The sequence below is a fragment of the Mycobacterium sp. NPDC049093 genome (assembly GCF_040704635.1).
In the GTDB taxonomy this organism is placed as follows: domain Bacteria; phylum Actinomycetota; class Actinomycetes; order Mycobacteriales; family Mycobacteriaceae; genus Mycobacterium.
On record NZ_JBEZJS010000006.1, the window covers coordinates 64,824 to 81,011 of the forward strand.

Consider the following 16,188-nt stretch of genomic DNA (forward strand, 5'->3'; position numbering starts at 1 on the left):
GCTCCGGACAGGTTTACTAGTAGGGACAATTGTGTTGCATGTATTGCGTTCGTGCGGATCCGTGACGGCGACTAGAAGTTGTCCAGCTGTACGCACAGATACGTAACGAGGGTACTCGACCAGGCACACGCAGGACAAACCGGCTCCCCTGAGGGTCGTTCCGACGGCCCGCCGGAGCGTCCGCGAAACAGCGCCGGGGATGGCAGCCCAATTTGTGCCAGGGATGGCAGCTACCCACCGCTACGCTTCGCACGTGGCGTACTCCCCGACCCCCGGCCCCCCTCATCGGCCGTGGTTCCCGATCACCGCACCAATGCCGAGACCGGTACGCAAGGTCGGGGCCCCGCTGGCCGCGATCATCGCCTGTGGTGTCGTCATCGGTGCGCTGGTGCTGCTGTTCACCGCACTCAACCCGGCCGGCGCGATCATCGGGTTCACGCTGTCCAGCATCGTGATGACCGGGGCGGTGTTCGCCTACCTGTGGCTGGACCGATGGGAGCCGGAGCCGCCCCGGTTGTTGCTGCTGGCGTTCGGCTGGGGTGCCGCGGTCGCCGTCGTGCTCTCCCTGATACTCGGACTGTTCGCCGATGCGCTGCTGGCGACTCCCGGGGTCGACTCGTCCCACAGTTTCGCCTCCGTGGCGATCCGGGCGCCGTTCATCGAAGAGGCCGCCAAGGGCCTGTTCCTGCTGGTCATGATGACCGGCAAGCGCCGCAATGAGCTCAATTCGCTGACCGACTGCCTGGTCTACGCCGGCCTGGTCGGTCTCGGGTTCGCCTGGCTGGAAGACATCATGTACATCTCCAGCGCGGATTCGTTGGGGGGATCCCTGCTCACCGCGGCGCTGCGACTGATCATGGCGCCGTTCGCCCACTCGCTGTTCACCACAATGACCGCGATCGGGGTGTACTTCGCACTGCAGCGGCGCAGCGGCGTCGCCAAAGCGCTGTGCATCCTGGCCGGCTACCTCGGCGCGGTGCTCATGCACGGGCTGTGGAATGGCTCGTCACTGCTCGGCGCCGGAACCTACTTCATCGTCTACATCGTGTGGATGGTGCCGATCTTCATCATCATGATCGTGGTCGCCGTCACCAGCCGTCGCCGCGAACAGCGCGTGGTGGCAGCCAAGCTGCCCGGCATGGTCGCCGCCGGGCTCATCACCCCCAACGAGGCCACCTGGCTCGGATCGTTGAAGACCCGCCACGGCGCCGTGCAGCAGGCGACGCTGGCCGCCGGGCGCCCCGCGGGCAAGGCTGTCGCTGCGTTCGCGGCCGCCGTCGTCGAACTGGCCTTCGTCCGCGACCGCATCGACCGCGGTTTCGGCGATGCCCAGGTGTACGCGCTGCAGCAGGAAGAGGTGTATTCGGTGGCGGCCGCCCGCTCGGCCGCACCGATCCTGCAGTGGTTGGCGGGATACCGCGCGCCCGCCCGCTAACGCGCCGATTGTGCGAATTCTGCACAGTCGGGGCACTCCGAAACGATCGGATGCACGCACGCGACGACGTGGGAGAGGAACTGCTCTGCGCGCTCCAGCCGAGCAATGTCAGTTCTGATCCGCTGCAGCGTGGCGGTGATCATGTCGATTCGGTCATCCCGGTCTGCGGCGCGCAATTCGCGGATCTCCGCCAAAGCCAGGCCGGCGTGTTGGCAGAGCCGCACCAGCCGGGCCCTGGCGAGCAGCTCGTCGTCGTAGCGCCGGTGCCCTGACGCGCTCCGCAGCGGGACCAGGACTCCGACGTCTTCCCAGTGCCGCAGCACGTGCGACTCGACACCGACCGCCGCGGCGGCAGCCCCGACCGCGTACATATCGCCCATGTGGGTTCTCCCCTTGACTTCAGGTCGACCTGAAGTTCTAGCTTCGCACACATGACTACCACTGCCGTCCAAAGTCCGGTTCGACAACCGAGCCTGTGGGCCTGCTGCTCGGCATTCGCCCAGGCACCGGTCGGGCTCGTCCGGCCGCGACGCGCCGACCGGAGCTTCCTGCAACAGCTGTCCGACGCCGGCCTGCCGCCCGCCACACAGACCGTCAGAGTCCGCGCACTACGCCAGATGCCCAAATGGGTGCCCACCGCAGGCACCGTCGAGGGAACCCACACTCCACGGCGTATTCCCATCGCCCTGACAGCGTTCGTCATCGAGCATCCGCAGGCCCGCTTCGTGGTGGATCCGGGCATGTGCACCGATGTCGGCGTCCGGGTGCTCAGCCAGCTGCCTGCCGTGCTGCGTCCGGCTGTCGGGCCGCCGGCCGAGGCGATCACCACCGCGGCGGCACTGGCCGAGGAGCTCGGCGAGAATCACGTCGACTTCGCGCTGCCGACCCATCTGCATTGGGACCACATCTGCGGGCTTCTCGACCTGCCCGCCATGCCCGTGCACGTCCACCACGCAGAACTCGACTGGGCCACCAGCGGTCCGGTCGCACCGGCGGGCGGCGTGCGGGATTCCCTGCAGCACAGGACGATCACGACATTCACGCTCGACGGCCCGCCCGTCCTGACGTTCGAGCGAAGCCACGATCTATTCGGCGACGGCGCGGTGCAACTCGTCGACCTCGCCGGCCACACTCCCGGCAGCATCGGCCTCCTGCTCAACACGGCCGGCGGATGGGTACTGCTGGCCGGCGACGCCGCATGGCACAGTCTCGGGGTGGAACACATCCGGCAAAAGCCCAGTTACCCAGGCGTATTCGCCGATGAGGATCGCGACGCGAGCTTCCGCACTCTGCACCGGCTGCACGCGGTCAGAGACCAGGTCCGGATCGTCCCGACACACGACCACACCGCCTCGACATCGCTGCCGCAGAGCTAGTCGGACGCACCGGCAGCACGGCTTGATTTGCACAGGTCAGCCATACTTCGTGGATGCTCGCCCACATTCTCGACGTCCTGCCGGCGTTCCTGGTCGCGTCGGTGATCCTCGCCGCGTTGCCCGGTCCGGCCACGGTGCTGTTCCTGCACCGCTCGGTGCGGGACGGCCGTGCCGCGGGCCTGGCGGCGGTCGTGGGCAACGAGATCGGCATCTGCGGTTGGACACTGGCCGGCGGCGGCGGACTGTCGATGCTGCTGACCGCCAACCACATGCTGTCACTGGCGCTGCACATCGTCGGAGCCGCCGTCCTCGTCTGGCTCGGTGTCAGCGCGTGGCGCAGCGCCAAGCACCCCGCCGACATGGACCTGGCACTCCCGCCGCGCGGCCGGACCCCGGCCGCCGCGTTTCGCGCGGCACTGCTGTCCATCGCCGCCAACCCGAAGGCGGCGGCCTTCGGCATCGTGGTGCTGCCTCAGTTTCTGCCCACCAGCGGACCTGTCCTGCCGACGTTGCTCGTACTCGCGCTCATCCAGCTCGTGGTGGACACCACGTGGTGCGTCGGCGTCGTGATGGCCGCCCACCGCGCACGCAACGTTCTGAACCGCACCCATATCCGGCGCCGGATCGAACGCGTGATGGGGGCCGCGCTGGTGGCGCTGGGCATCGGGCTGGGCGCCGACGCACGCTAATGCGCCGGCTCCAGCCGATGCGCGGCTAGTGCGCCGCGGCGTCCCAGCTGCGGCCGTAGCCCACCGACACCTCCAGCGGCACATCCAACGGATACGCGTTGCCCATGTGCTCACGCACCAACGCCTCCAGCGCGTCCCGCTCCCCCTCGACCACCTCGAAGAGCAGTTCGTCGTGCACCTGCAGCAGCATGCGTGACTTGAGCCCGGCGTCCTTGATGGCCTCGTCGACGTTGATCATCGCGACCTTGATGATGTCGGCGGCGCTGCCCTGGATGGGCGCGTTGAGCGCGGCCCGCTCGGCGGCCTCGCGAACGTTGCGGTTGCTGCTGTCGAGCTCGGGCAGGTAGCGCCTGCGCCCGAACACCGTCGAGGTGTAGCCGTCCTTGCGGGCCTGGTCGACGACGTCGCGCAGGTAGTCGCGGATGCCGCCGAAGCGCGCGAAGTACTGCTCCATCTGGATCTTCGCTTCTTCGGTAGAGATCTTGAGCTGACTGGCCAGCCCGTATGCGCTCAAGCCGTAGGCCAGGCCGTAGGACATCGCCTTGACCCGGCGACGCAGCTCCGGGGTGACCTCGTCGATCGGCACGTCGAACGCCCGTGACGCGACGAACGAGTGCAGGTCCTCGCCGGTGTTGAACGCCTCGATCAGGCCTTCGTCGCGAGACAGATGCGCCATGATCCGCATCTCGATCTGGCTGTAGTCCGCCGTCATCAGCTCGGAATACCCGTCACCGACCACGAAGGCGTCCCGGATGCGCCGGCCCGCCTCGGTGCGGATCGGGATGTTCTGCAGATTGGGCTCGGTGGACGAGAGCCGACCGGTGGCGGCGATGGTCTGGTTGAACGTGGTGTGAATCCGGCCGTCGGCGGCGACCGCCGCCAGCAGCCCATCGACGGTCACCTTCAGCCGGGTGGCGTCCCGGTGGGCGAGCAGATGCTGCAGGAACGGGTGCCCGGTCTTGTCGAACAGCGATTGCAGCGCATCCGCGTCGGTGGTGTAACCCGTCTTGGTGCGCTTGGTCTTGGGCATCTCCAGCTCGTCGAACAAAACGACCTGCAGCTGCTTGGGCGAGCCGAGATTGATCTGCTTGCCGATGACCGCATACGCGGCCTCGGCAGCGTCGCGGATCTGATCGGCGAACTCGCTCTGCAGCTCCGTGAGGTACTCGCTGTCCACGGCGATGCCGGTGTGCTCCATCTGGGCGAGCACCCGCTGCACCGGCAGCTCCATGCGCCCCAGGAGAGACGACGAGTCGATCTTGGCCAGCTCCTCGTCGAGCGCATCGGCGAGGTCCAGCACTGCGCACGCCCGCAGGATCACGGTCTGCACCGCCTGCTCGTCAACGCCCTCCGAATCATCGAGCAGTGAAAGCTGTTGCTGTTCCGGGCTTTCGGCGCGAAGTTCCCGCTTCAGGTACCGCACCGACAAATCGTCGAGGGCGAAGCTGCGCTGCCCCGGCCGAACCAGGTAGGCCGCCAGCGCAGTGTCGGAGGTGACCCCGCGCAGCGTCCAGCCCCGGCCGGCCAGGTCGTGCATGGCCAGCTTGGCCTCGTGCAGGGCCTTGGGTGGGCCCGGGTCGGCCAGCCAGGACGACAGCGCTTGCTCGTCCTCAGCCGTCAGCTTGGCGGTGTCGATGTAGCGGCCGTCGCCGTCCGCGGACACGATGGCCAGGGCCGTGGCGTCGGCGTCGTAGGCCAGATGCGTGCCGACCACCGCCATCCCGAACCGGTTACCCAGGCTGTGTTCGGAAAGCCACGCGGCCAGCTCGCCCGGCTCCAGTGCACGCCCCCGCACGTCGAACCCGTGCTCGACCTCCGGCTCGGCGGCCACCAGCGTGTCGAACAGCCGATCCCGCAAAACCCGGAACTCGAGATCGTCGAAGAGCCGGTGGATCTGGTCGCGGTCCCACGGCAGCAGGCGCAACGTGTCCGGGGTCTGGGCCAGCGGCACATCCTTGACCAGTTCGGTCAGCTCGCGGTTGAGCACGACGCCGGACAAATTGGACCGCAGCGACTCGCCGACCTTGCCTTTCACTTTGTCGACGTTGTCGACCAGGGACTGCAGCGAGCCGTATTCGACTATCCACTTGGTGGCGGTCTTCTCCCCCACACCCGGGATGCCGGGCAGGTTGTCGCTCGGGTCGCCGCGCAGCGCGGCGAAGTCCGGGTACTGCGTCGGTGTCAGGCCGTACTTCTCCACCACCGCATCCGGCGTGAACCGGGTGAGCTCACTGACGCCCTTACGCGGATAGAGCACGGTCACGTCGTCGCTGACCAGCTGCAACGAGTCACGATCGCCGGTGACCACCAGCACGCGGTAACCGGCATCCTCGGCCTGGGTGGCCAGGGTGGCGATGATGTCGTCGGCCTCGAAGCCGGGCTCGGCCAACACCGTGATGCCCAGCGCGCCGAGCACCTCCTTGGTGATGTCGATCTGGCCGCGGAACTCGTCGGGCGTCGCCGACCGGCCTTCCTTGTACTCGGGGTATTTCTCCTTGCGGAACGTCTGCCGCGACACATCGAAGGCTGCGGCGACGTGACTGGGCTGCTCATCACGCAGCAGATTGATGAGCATTGCGGTGAAGCCATACACGGCGTTGGTTGTCAGCCCACCCTGCGTCTTGAAGTTCTCCGCAGGCAGCGCGTAAAACGCGCGGAAAGCCAGGGAATTACCGTCGAGCAGCATCAGTGTGGGCTTCGCGTCCGTCACGGCCCTAACTCTATGCACCGCCGCCGACGAGTTCGGCGGCCATCTCGATCAGCGCCCGCGCGGCCGGGCTGATCGGCCCGCTCGCGCGCCAGGCCAGCACGAGCCGACCACGCAGTTCAGGCCGGATCGAGACGGCGTGGACATCGGTGCGTTGACGTGCCACCGAACCCGGGACGATCGCCACGCCCAGCCCCCGCGCAGCGAGATCGGCGAGCGCGTCGGGCGTGGCGGCCTCGAACACCACGTGCGGCGTGACGCCGGCCGCGGCGCAGGCCCGGTCGAACTGCCGACGGATGCCGCCACCGGCAGGCAGCGAGATGAGCGGGCGCTGCGCGAGCGCCGCAAGGGTGACCGTGCGACGCGTCGCCCAGGCGTCAGAACGGCTCACCACAGCCTCGATCGGCTCCTCGGTCGTGGTCGCGACCGCCAGGCCGTCGGGCACCTCGGAAGAACCGACCGACGTGATCGCGACATCGAACCTGCCGCTGCGGACACCGTCGATCAGCGCATCCGAGGTATCGGTGGACAAGGTGATCTCCACCGCAGGGTGGGCCCGGTGGTAATCGGCAAGCAGTTGCGGCAGGTCGACGTTGTGGGCTGTCACGGTGCCCACCGTCACCGAGCCGCGGACCAGCTGGGTGAGTTCGTCGACCGCGGTCCTGGCGTGCCGCACCGCGTCGAGGGCGGCCCGCGCGTAGGGCAACACCGCCGCCCCGGCAGCGGTCAGCCGGACCGCGCGCCGGGACCGGTCCAGCAGCGGCTGACCCAATTCCCGCTCCAGCCGGGCGATCTGGGCGCTGACTGCGGGCTGCGCCACGTGCACACGCTGCGCGGCGCGGGTGAAGTTGGCCTCCTCGGTGACGGCGACGAAGTACTCGAGCTGCCGCAATTCCATAACACTTGATTATAGTTTGTGTACTGAGATGGTATTGGACTTATAAATACTGCTCCGCGCAGGCTTGGGTCATGGACATCGTGATCGCAGGGGCCGGTATCGGCGGCCTCACCACCGCACTCGCCCTGCATGCCCGGGGCATGGGCGTCACCGTCGTGGAATCGGCGCGCGAGCTCACCGCACTCGGTGTCGGTATCAACCTGCTTCCGCGTGCGGTCCGTGAGCTGACCGAACTCGGCCTGGGCGACGCGGTCCGCGCCATCGCAGCCACCCCGGCCGTCATCGATTTCTATTCCTCGGACGGGACACTGTTGTTCCGCGAGCCGCGCGGAATCGAAGGTGGCTACGGTTACCCGCAGTGCTCGGTGCACCGCGGCCGGTTGCAGATGGTGCTGCTCGACGCGGTCCGGGCCCGACTCGGATCCGACGCGGTCCGGACCGGTGCCGGCGTCGTGGATTTCGCCGAAACGGCAGACGCAGTGCGCGTGCAAACCCGTGCCGGCGATTTCACCGCCGACGTGTTCGTCGGCGCCGACGGGGTGGGCTCGATGGTGCGGCGCAGGCTGCACCCGGGCCCCGATCCCCTGCTGTGGTCCGGCGTACGGATGTTCCGTGGCGCCAGCCGGATTCCCCCGTTCCTCGACGGCCGCACGATGGCCATCGTCAAGGGTCCCCGCGGTGTCGAGCTGGTCACGTATCCGATCGGCGGTGATCTGGTGAACTGGGTACTGCAGGTCCCCGAAGCCGGCCCCGGCACCCTTCCCGGCGACGCGAACTGGAACACCCCGACCGATCCCGCAGACGTGACCGCCCATATGTCCGGGTGGCACCTGGACTGGCTGGACACCGCCGAGCTGGTGGCCCGATCCGACACGGTGTTCGAGTACCCGATGGTCGATCGGGAGCCATTGCCGCACTGGGGAACTCAGCGCATCACACTGCTCGGCGATGCCGCCCACCCGATGTACCCGGTCGGAGCCAACGGCGGATCCCAGGCCATCCTCGACGCCACCGCGCTGGCCGACGAACTGGCCGCCGGCCGCGGTATCGCCGGGTACGAAGCCCGCCGCGTCCCGGAGACGACGGCAGTGGTGTATGCCAACCGTGAGATGCACACCGGCGACCCGCGCGACCTGGACCGCGTCACCGCCACCTACCGCCGAAACACACTGGCGGACCGGAGTTCCCGATGACCACATATGTACTCATACCCGGCGCATGCCACGGCGGCTGGTGCTTCGACGACCTGGCCGCTGCGCTGCGGGCCGACGGCCACCGGGTGCTGACGCCGACCCTGACCGGGGTCGCCGAACGCGCGCACCTGGCTCACGCCGGGGTCAACCTGGGCACCCACATCGCCGATGTGCTGGCCGATTTCCACGCCCACCGCGTCACCGACGCGGTACTGGTCGGGCACAGCTACGGCGGCATGGTGATCACCGCGGTCGCGGACCGCATCCCGGATCGTGTGCGCACGCTGGTCTATCTGGATGCGTTCGTCCCGCGCGACGGCGAGTCGTGCTGGTCGCTGACCAACGACGAGCAGCGCCAGTGGTACATCGGAGTCGACGCGACCGGATACGGCGTGCCCCCGCTGCCGTTCTTCGACGAACGCGCGACGGCCCACCCGCTGGCGTCACTGTTGCAGCCGGTTCGCCTCGGCGATGAGCCGCCCGGGATTCGCCGGATCTACGTCTGCGCCCGCCGGTGGCCGACGGAGTCGCCGTTCGCGCCGACCTACGAGCGGCTCCGGAGCGACCCCGCATGGACGACGTATGCCCTCGACGGGGCGCACAACCTCATGCGGGACAACCACACTGATCTGGTGCGCATCCTGCGGGACGCCGCCGGCGGGTAGTCCGCCGACGACGCGTCGGTCGCGTAACCTTCCCTCGTGCCGTCACCCCGCTCGATTCCGATCGGTCAGGTGACGTCGCTGACCGGTTCGAATTACATGGGTCTGGAGAACCGGGACGGCGCAGAACTCGCGGTACGGCAGTTGAACGACGCCGGCGGTGTCCTCGGCCGCCGCGTAGCGCTGACCGTCGAGGACGACGCGAGTCTCCCTGCAGGCGCAGTGGCCGGCTACCACCGGCTGGCCGATCAGGGCGTCAGTGCCGTCGTCGGCACTTCGTTCTCCAACGCGAGCCTGGCGGTCCTGCCGCACACCGACGATCGCAAGGTCGTGTACGTATCGACGGGAGCGGCGCATACCCAGGTCGATCCGGTCCGTCCGTATGTGTTCATGACGCCGCCGACCGGGCGGCTGGTCGCCGCACAGCTGCTGAGGTACTTCCGCGATCAGGGTCTGACCCGAATCGCGGTGGTGTTCGATTCCGACAGTGTCTTCAACCGCGAGGCGTGGGCGGCACAGGAGACCATGCTGAGCGAGTTCGGAATCGAGGTTGTCGCAGTCGAATCCGTCAAGGTCGACACCCGGGACTTCGGGCCCGTTATCGCGGCGATTGCTGCAAGTGCCGCACAGGCTCTGATGGCGTGGGTCACCGGTCCCCCGGCGACCGGATTGGCGTTGGCATTTCGCTCAGCGGGCCTGAGCATTCCGATGGTCGCCGGAATCGGTGCCGCCAGTCCGGCATTCGTGGACGAGGTCGGTCCCGGCGCCGACGGAATCGTCGTGGCGACTTCCTTGGTGGGCGTCGAGTCCGACCTGCCACCGTCGGCGACCCGCGCCGTCATCGCCGGCCTGACCCAACCGTTTCAGTGCCGTCACGGTGCGCCACCGTCACAGTTCGCGGTGGACGGGTACACCGCCGTAAAGCTCATCGCCGGAGCCATCGACGCGGCGGGCGAGGACACTCCGGACGCGGTCCGGCAGGCCATGGAATCCCTGACATGCCTCACCCCTGAGGGCAAATACCACTTCACGCCCGCCGATCATTCGGGCCTCGACGTGGGGGACGTGGCCGTCGCAGTCATTCGAGATAGTCGGTTTCGGCTGACACCGTGGTCCCGAGCGGAGTTGCTCCGACACCTGACATAGCGGTCAGTGGCTCCCCCGCCAGACTGAGCCGCTCGCGGATGACGTTCGCCTGGGTGCTGATTGCGCCGATATAACCGTCGGGACGCACCAACACGTAGGTGCCGACAGGTACGTCGTAGTCCGGACTGGGTCCGAGGCTCACCTGGGGAACGCCGAAATCGACTGGTTTGCAGTCGAATTCCAGCACAGTCCAGTGCGGTCCGCGGAATACGTCGAACAACCGACGGCCATCGGGCAACAGACCGTCCGGTGCCCGGTCGCCGGGTTGCAGCGTGCCCATGCGCGGGTCGCCGGCCGCCAGTGGACCGCCCCGGTAACTGATGTCCAACTGGTGGATCGCGGCCGGCGCCGGCCCCGTCCCGCCGAAACCCTGGCGGTGTAGCGCACCGCTGAGTTGCAGTACCTCGGCGGCAACTGGCAGGCGTTCGGCCTCATAGCTGTCCAGCAGGTCGGTGGGCGCACCGGCGATCACCGCGGCCAGTTTCCAACCGAGGTTGTAGGCGTCCTGCACCCCGGTGTTGACACCCTGTCCTCCGGCCGGTGAATGCACATGAGCGGCATCCCCGGCGAGGAACACGCGACCGATCCGGAATTGTTGCGCCAGCAGGAGATTCACCCGGTACAGCGAGATCCACCGCAGGTCCGACAGTGTGACGTCGCGACGGCCCGACCGTTGTTCGAGCACCGCCTGCATTCCCTCGAGGGTCAGCGGGGGCGGGTCCTCGCCCGGCGCCATGGTGACCACCAGTTGGTAATGCTCGGTGCCGGGGAGGTTCCACAGCGAGAACCGCCGGGACTGGTCGCCGTCACGGGTCAGCAGGTGACAACAACGGCCGTCGAGTCCGGCGGCCCGCACGTCGCCGACAATGATGCGTTCCTCGGTCAGCGCACCTCCGAGGAACTCGACACCGGACACCTTGCGCACCGTGCTGCGGCCGCCGTCGGCGCCGACCAGGTAGTCGGCCTGGATCCGCCCGCGGTTGGTGTGCACCGTGACGCCCTCGTCGTCCTGCGTGAAACCTGTTACCTCGGTGTCGAATTCGATCGTGCCACCGAGTTCGGCGAACCGCGTCGCCAGGATCTGGTCGGTGCGCCATTGCGGGATCAGCCAGGTGTACGGATACGGCACCGCCGCTGCGGGCTCCAGCTCGGGTAGCCCGAGGAGGTCGTAGATGGGTTGCTCCCAGACCACGTCTGCGCCGCGGTAGAGCCGCATGGGCGGGAAGGGCTCACCGGCGGCCAGTACGGCACCGATGACCCCGAGGTCGTCGAAGACCTCCAAGGTGCGCGGCTGCAATCCCTTGCCGCGTGACCCGGGGAACAGCGTCGCCGCCCTGTCCAGCACCCGGGTCGGCACGCCTCGACGCGCCAGTTCGATGGCCAGGGTGAGTCCCGTCGGCCCGGCGCCCGCGATCACGACCGTCATCGACAGACACCTCCCAACAGAACCAGCAGGACCTCGTCGATCAGCCGCGCACTGAACGCCGCGTCGACCGGCAGGTCGAGGTGGACCTGGCGCAGGATCATCGCCTCTGCCACATCGTGGATCAGTTCGACGTCGGTATCCGCGGCGATGTCACCACGGGCGATGGCCCGTTGCAGCGCATCGTGGAACGGTGAGAGCTCCTCTTGGGCGAGGTGTTCGCGGACGGCCTCGGCCAACTGTGGGTCGTGGCGCATCAGGGTCGCGAGCTCTGCGGTCACCCGCGTCAACGGGTCGGCCACCTCCGCGGCGACCGCATCCATGACGGCGAACAGGTCGCTGCGCAGCGCCCCGGTGTCGGGCATGGAGGCGTTGCGGGCGGCATCCGCAGCGTCCAGAGTGGCGCGCACCAGCTGGGCCTTGTTCGGCCACCGGCGGTAGATGGTGGCCTTGCTAGCACCTGCCCGCGCGGCCACGGCGTCCATCGTCAGTGCCTGATATCCCCGCTCTGCCAGCAGTTCGGCCGTCGCAGCCAACACTGCCTGTTCACGTTCCATGCCTCGCACCATGCCCGAAGCGTACGAAACCGTTTCGTACTCTTCAAACCAATATCCTGGTCCGCGGGACAAAACTGCAACACGTTTCAGTTTTGCGGTCTTGATCGTTTAGGCTGGCCTCGTGCCAGCAGCATCTTCGCAACCCGCGATCGACGGATGGTTCGCCACCGACGACGCCGGTGCCACTCACCTGATCGGCGGCAAGTGCACTCAGTGCGCCACCTTCGTGTTCCCGCCGCGCGAGAACAACTGCCCCAACCCGGCCTGCGCCAGCGACACCCTTGACCTGGTGCCACTGTCCCGCCGCGGAAAGGTGTGGAGCTACACCGAGAACCGGTACCTCCCGCCGTCGCCGTACCCCAAGACCGACCCGTTCGAGCCGTTTGCGATCGCCGCGGTGGAACTGGCCGACGAAGGCCTGATCGTTCTCGGCAAGGTCGTCGAGGGCACCCTCGCCGCCGACCTCAAGGTCGGCATGGAGATGGAGCTGACCACCATGACGCTCTACACCGACGACGAGGGCGTCGAGCGCACCACCCACGCCTGGAGGATCGCCTGATGAGCGCACCCGAACCGCTGTACATCCTCGGCGCGGGAATGCACCCGTGGGGCAAGTGGGGACGCGACTTCACCGAGTACGGCGTCGTCGCCGCCCGCGCGGCCCTGGCCGAGGCGGGGCTGGACGCGCAGCAGATCCAGTTCATCGCCGGCGCGGACACCATCCGCAACGGCTACCCGGGCTTCATCGCCGGGTCGACGTTCGCCCAGAAGCTCGGCTGGAACGGCGTGCCGGTGTCGTCTTCGTACGCGGCGTGCGCGTCGGGTTCGCAGGCGCTGCAGAGCGCCCGGGCTCAGATCCTGGCCGGGTTCTGCGATGTCGCGCTGGTGATCGGCGCCGACACCACGCCCAAGGGTGCGTTCGCGCCCGTCGGCGGCGAGCGCAAGAACGATCCCGACTGGCAGCGCTTCCACCTGCTCGGCGCGATGAACCCGGTGTACTTCGCCCTGCTGGCGCGGCGCCGGATGGATCTCTACGGCGCCACCGCCGAGGACTTCGCCCAGGTGAAGGTGAAGAACTCCCGCCACGGCCTGCAGAACCCGAATGCGCGCTACCGCAAGGAATCCGCGATCGAGGACGTGCTGGCCAGCCCGGTGGTCTCCGACCCGCTGCGCCAGCTCGACATCTGCGCCACCTCCGACGGCGCGGCCGCGCTGATCGTGGCTTCGAAGTCGTTTGCCGAGAAGCACCTGGGGTCGCTCGAGGGTGTGCCGTCGGTACGCGCGATCTCGACGGTGACGCCGCGCTACCCGCAGCACCTGCCCGAATTGCCGGACATCGCAACCGATTCCACCGCAGTCGTGGCGGCGCCGGAGCGGGTGTTCAAGGACCAGATTCTCGACGCGGCCTACGCCGAGGCGGGCATCGGCCCCGAGGACGTCAGCCTCGCCGAGGTCTACGACCTGTCCACCGCGCTCGAGCTGGACTGGTACGAGCACCTGGGCCTGTGCGCCAAGGGTGAAGGCGAGCAGCTGCTGCGTTCGGGCGCCACCACCATCGGCGGGCGTGTGCCGGTCAACCCGTCGGGCGGTCTGGCCTGCTTCGGCGAGGCCATCCCGGCCCAGGCCATCGCGCAGGTGTGCGAGTTGACCTGGCAGCTCAAGGGTCAGGCCACCGGCCGGCAGGTCGAGGGCGCGAAGGTGGGCGTGACCGCCAACCAGGGCCTGTTCGGCCACGGCTCCTCGGTGATCGTCGCCCGGTAGTCACGTGGCCCCGCGAGCGTGCGTGTCTGCTCCGCGACACGCCGCCGCGCACCGGCATTTTCCGCACGTTCGCGCAACCATGAAGGTGTGAGCGAAGCCGTCGTCGTCCGCGTCAAACCCGGCAGCCGCAAAGGCCCGCTGGTCGAGGTCGCCGACGACGGCGCGCTCACCATCTACGTTCAGGAACGAGCGGTCGACGGCAAAGCCAATGACGCCGTCACCAAACTGCTTGCCCAGCATCTGGGTGTGCCGCGCAGCCGCGTGGAGTTGATCTCCGGAGCGACTGCGCGGCTCAAGCGTTTTCGCATCACCTGAGCAGGCCACTACCCCAGGTTGCGGTTCCACTCCAGCCAGCCGATGCCGGTACGCCCGTCGGCGGTGCGAACCTTCGCCCAGGCACGCGGGAACTGGCTGATGCGACCGTCGGCGGCCACCAGCAGCACCGGGGCGTGCCCCTGGATGTCGACAGTCGCCTCGATGTCGCCGGGCTGCAGGGTCAGCGTCGTCGACACCGGTAGATCGTCGGCTCCGACCATGTATTGCGCTGTCACCGACTGTAATTCGACGAGTGGCTCACCGTCGCGCTGCGAATAGCCGATACCGATCGGTGGCATTCCGGCGATCCGGATGTCCACGCCGTGCAGGTGGGTGCCGTCGTCGAGATGGATCGCGCTCCACACCCAGTTCATCGACCACCAGTCCCGCACACCCCACGAATGGTCGCGCTGACCCGGCACGGCCTTGATGTCGAACGTCTGCTCCCCGATCGTCACGGTGCCCGTGACCGTGCAGGGAATCTCATAGCGGGGCGTGATCCGGTACTGGTACGGGGTTCCGACTGTGGTCCAGGTCAGGTCCATGGTCACGTCAACCGGCTGCCCGGTCTCACCGCGCAGCAGCGCCGCCGGATCATCGTGAGACTGCCCGGTGCCCGACGCCGTGACGCGGTAGGTCTTGAGCGGTTCGACCGGTTGCAGGCTCAACTCGACCCCGTCACCCTTGATCAGCTCCGGTACGGCCGGTACGGCATGAAAGTCGTTGAGCGCCACCGTCGGCATGCCCGGACCACAGAACAGCACATTGACCCACGCGGTGTCCTGGTTGGGGATCAGGCCCAGGCGGACCCAACCGCCGAAACCCGCGGCGGGATCGGTGAAGTCGAAGTACCAGCTCTCGTTCCACAGCTCTTCGTCGGTGGGCAGGTGCGGATGGTCGTCCTCGGCGGCAGGCACCAACGGCTCCGGAACCGACGCTGGCGCAAGGATATCCAGTGCCCCGGTGTCCAGAACATGGCTGCAGTGCCGGTCGAGCATCGTCATGAACATGTGGTCGCCGCGTTCGGTACGTTCCACCAGCATCGAGGAGATGATCGCCATCATCACGCCGAAGAAGCTCTGCCGCCGCACGCCGTCGCGCACCTGATCGAGCGTCAGTGCCGAGTCCGAACCCAGTGCCTGGTGATACGCCGCCAGCAGCTCGTCGTAGTGCGTGCGGCGCTGTTCGACGGGTAGTGCGCAGCCGATGAAATAGGCGACATCGGTGAACGCCGGCCCTTTGGTGACGGTCTGCCAGTCGACCACCGTGAGGGCCCGGTCCGCACCCGCATCGCCGAACAGCATGTTGTCGAGTCGATAGTCGCCGTGCACCAGACCCAGAGGCCGGTCGGACGCGCCTTCGTCAGCCAGGTAGGCGTCAAAACTCTCAACGAGTCGCTCGCAGACGTGGCGCTGCCCCGGCGTGATCAGACCCGCGTACCGGTCGACGAAGGCCGCATACAGACCGGAAATCAGCGCCTGGTTGACCGGCGCCTCACGGTTGAGCCATTCGGCCCGGTTCAGCGCCTCGGCGCCGGGTACCGACCCGTGCATGTGACCGAGTTCGGTGAGCGCCACGGCGGCCTGTTCGGCTGTGGCGCCACGGATCTCGTCACCCACCACGGCGGGCACCGCATCGCCCAGCAGCAGATCGAAGGCACCGGTCTCGGTGTCGATCGCGGCGTGATAACACGGCGCCACGGGCCCGGGCACCAAGGCGGGCGCGATGTCGGTGTAGAACCGCACCTCCCGCTCGTAGAGCCCGAGTGCCAGCCCGGTCTGACGACTGTTGGGATCGGTAGCGGCCACCTTGAGCACCACCGAGGCCGGCCCGGCCGAGTCCCCGGCATAGCTCAGCGCGACGCGGTAGCACTCGCTCATCTGGCCGGTGCCGATCCGCTCGAAAGTGAAAGCGCTGACCTCGCCGGCGCCGAGGGCGGCGGTCAGCCAGTCACAGGTCAGGTCTTCGGGGCGGTCGAGTACGGCTGTCTGAGTCGGTTGCACACAGGCAACCTAGCAGTGTTCCG

15 protein-coding genes are annotated in these 16,188 nt (G+C 67.9%); 9 read left to right on the forward strand and 6 right to left on the reverse strand.

The genetic code is table 11. The features are described from left to right. Positions 1-223 precede the first annotated feature (223 nt). Entirely contained in the window at positions 224-1,435 is a 1,212-nt protein-coding gene (locus AB0876_RS23505) for a PrsW family intramembrane metalloprotease (protein WP_491840709.1), read from the forward strand. Here the strand turns inward: AB0876_RS23505 and AB0876_RS23510 are convergent. Further along, positions 1,432-1,815, reverse strand: a complete 384-nt coding sequence (locus AB0876_RS23510) for a helix-turn-helix domain-containing protein (protein WP_526043079.1) — start codon at positions 1,813-1,815, stop codon at positions 1,432-1,434. The genes AB0876_RS23505 and AB0876_RS23510 overlap by 4 nt on opposite strands. Positions 1,816-1,866: 51 nt before the next feature. Between AB0876_RS23510 and AB0876_RS23515 the strand changes: the two genes are divergently transcribed. Together AB0876_RS23515 and AB0876_RS23520 are read left to right on the forward strand one after the other, a co-directional pair. After that, positions 1,867-2,811 (forward strand): MBL fold metallo-hydrolase, encoded by a 945-nt coding sequence (locus AB0876_RS23515; RefSeq protein ID WP_491840707.1) that lies wholly within the window; start codon positions 1,867-1,869, stop codon positions 2,809-2,811. 53 nt (positions 2,812-2,864) lie between these two features. Beyond that, positions 2,865-3,500, forward strand: a complete 636-nt coding sequence (locus tag AB0876_RS23520) for a LysE family translocator (RefSeq protein WP_491840706.1) — start codon at positions 2,865-2,867, stop codon at positions 3,498-3,500. Between the two features lie 25 nt (positions 3,501-3,525). On the opposite strand, the gene polA is transcribed toward AB0876_RS23520, so the two are convergent. Further along, on the reverse strand, positions 3,526-6,186 hold the full coding sequence (gene polA, locus AB0876_RS23525) for a DNA polymerase I (protein WP_526043273.1): 2,661 nt from the start codon (positions 6,184-6,186) through the stop codon (positions 3,526-3,528). Between the two features lie 34 nt (positions 6,187-6,220). Beyond that, positions 6,221-7,105, reverse strand: a complete 885-nt coding sequence (locus AB0876_RS23530) for a LysR substrate-binding domain-containing protein (protein WP_526043080.1) — start codon at positions 7,103-7,105, stop codon at positions 6,221-6,223. 71 nt (positions 7,106-7,176) lie between these two features. Here AB0876_RS23530 and AB0876_RS23535 point away from each other — a divergent pair, with 71 nt between their 5' ends. From AB0876_RS23535 to AB0876_RS23545, 3 genes are read left to right on the forward strand one after another with little or no spacing between them, the layout of a single operon-like run. Then, positions 7,177-8,298 carry an FAD-dependent monooxygenase gene (locus AB0876_RS23535; RefSeq protein WP_491840704.1) on the forward strand — a complete coding sequence of 374 codons (1,122 nt, stop codon included), beginning with the start codon at positions 7,177-7,179 and terminating at the stop codon, positions 8,296-8,298. Then, the gene (locus AB0876_RS23540; RefSeq protein ID WP_491840703.1) at positions 8,295-8,963 is read left to right on the forward strand and encodes an alpha/beta fold hydrolase; all 669 of its coding nucleotides are present in this window, start codon (positions 8,295-8,297) and stop codon (positions 8,961-8,963) included. The genes AB0876_RS23535 and AB0876_RS23540 overlap by 4 nt, the downstream gene beginning before the upstream one ends. A gap of 36 nt (positions 8,964-8,999) precedes the next feature. Next, positions 9,000-10,106 (forward strand): ABC transporter substrate-binding protein, encoded by a 1,107-nt coding sequence (locus AB0876_RS23545; RefSeq protein WP_526043081.1) that lies wholly within the window; start codon positions 9,000-9,002, stop codon positions 10,104-10,106. Here AB0876_RS23545 and AB0876_RS23550 read toward each other — a convergent pair. Both AB0876_RS23550 and AB0876_RS23555 read right to left on the reverse strand, forming a co-directional pair. Continuing rightward, a complete protein-coding gene (locus AB0876_RS23550; RefSeq protein WP_526043082.1) occupies positions 10,039-11,532 on the reverse strand; it encodes an FAD-dependent oxidoreductase in 1,494 nt (497 codons plus the stop codon). The two genes, AB0876_RS23545 and AB0876_RS23550, sit on opposite strands and share 68 nt — an antisense overlap. Further along, positions 11,529-12,086 carry a TetR/AcrR family transcriptional regulator gene (locus AB0876_RS23555; RefSeq protein ID WP_526043083.1) on the reverse strand — a complete coding sequence of 186 codons (558 nt, stop codon included), beginning with the start codon at positions 12,084-12,086 and terminating at the stop codon, positions 11,529-11,531. The genes AB0876_RS23550 and AB0876_RS23555 overlap by 4 nt, the downstream gene beginning before the upstream one ends. 121 nt (positions 12,087-12,207) lie before the next feature. On the opposite strand from AB0876_RS23555, the gene AB0876_RS23560 reads away from it, so the two are divergent. The 3 genes from AB0876_RS23560 to AB0876_RS23570 all read left to right on the forward strand — a co-directional run bounded on the left by AB0876_RS23560 (position 12,208) and on the right by AB0876_RS23570 (position 14,162). Next, positions 12,208-12,645, forward strand: coding sequence for a Zn-ribbon domain-containing OB-fold protein (locus AB0876_RS23560; protein ID WP_055114812.1), 438 nt, complete (start codon positions 12,208-12,210; stop codon positions 12,643-12,645). Further along, positions 12,645-13,847 carry a lipid-transfer protein gene (locus AB0876_RS23565; protein ID WP_064880966.1) on the forward strand — a complete coding sequence of 401 codons (1,203 nt, stop codon included), beginning with the start codon at positions 12,645-12,647 and terminating at the stop codon, positions 13,845-13,847. The genes AB0876_RS23560 and AB0876_RS23565 overlap by 1 nt, the downstream gene beginning before the upstream one ends. Positions 13,848-13,934: 87 nt before the next feature. Next, on the forward strand, positions 13,935-14,162 hold the full coding sequence (locus AB0876_RS23570; RefSeq protein ID WP_418047350.1) for a DUF167 domain-containing protein: 228 nt from the start codon (positions 13,935-13,937) through the stop codon (positions 14,160-14,162). 8 nt (positions 14,163-14,170) lie between these two features. On the opposite strand, the gene AB0876_RS23575 is transcribed toward AB0876_RS23570, so the two are convergent. Further along, positions 14,171-16,165, reverse strand: coding sequence for a DUF7064 domain-containing protein (locus AB0876_RS23575; protein ID WP_526043084.1), 1,995 nt, complete (start codon positions 16,163-16,165; stop codon positions 14,171-14,173). Positions 16,166-16,188 lie beyond the last annotated feature (23 nt).

Coding starts and splice junctions, on each gene's coding strand:
- AB0876_RS23505 (WP_491840709.1), top strand. CDS start 224: ATGGCAGCTACCCACCGCTACGCTTCGCACGTGGCGTACTCCCCGACC.
- AB0876_RS23510 (WP_526043079.1), bottom strand. CDS start 1,815: ATGGGCGATATGTACGCGGTCGGGGCTGCCGCCGCGGCGGTCGGTGTC.
- AB0876_RS23515 (WP_491840707.1), top strand. CDS start 1,867: ATGACTACCACTGCCGTCCAAAGTCCGGTTCGACAACCGAGCCTGTGG.
- AB0876_RS23520 (WP_491840706.1), top strand. CDS start 2,865: ATGCTCGCCCACATTCTCGACGTCCTGCCGGCGTTCCTGGTCGCGTCG.
- polA (WP_526043273.1), bottom strand. CDS start 6,186: ATGCTGCTCGACGGTAATTCCCTGGCTTTCCGCGCGTTTTACGCGCTG.
- AB0876_RS23530 (WP_526043080.1), bottom strand. CDS start 7,105: ATGGAATTGCGGCAGCTCGAGTACTTCGTCGCCGTCACCGAGGAGGCC.
- AB0876_RS23535 (WP_491840704.1), top strand. CDS start 7,177: ATGGACATCGTGATCGCAGGGGCCGGTATCGGCGGCCTCACCACCGCA.
- AB0876_RS23540 (WP_491840703.1), top strand. CDS start 8,295: ATGACCACATATGTACTCATACCCGGCGCATGCCACGGCGGCTGGTGC.
- AB0876_RS23550 (WP_526043082.1), bottom strand. CDS start 11,532: ATGACGGTCGTGATCGCGGGCGCCGGGCCGACGGGACTCACCCTGGCC.
- AB0876_RS23555 (WP_526043083.1), bottom strand. CDS start 12,086: ATGGAACGTGAACAGGCAGTGTTGGCTGCGACGGCCGAACTGCTGGCA.
- AB0876_RS23565 (WP_064880966.1), top strand. CDS start 12,645: ATGAGCGCACCCGAACCGCTGTACATCCTCGGCGCGGGAATGCACCCG.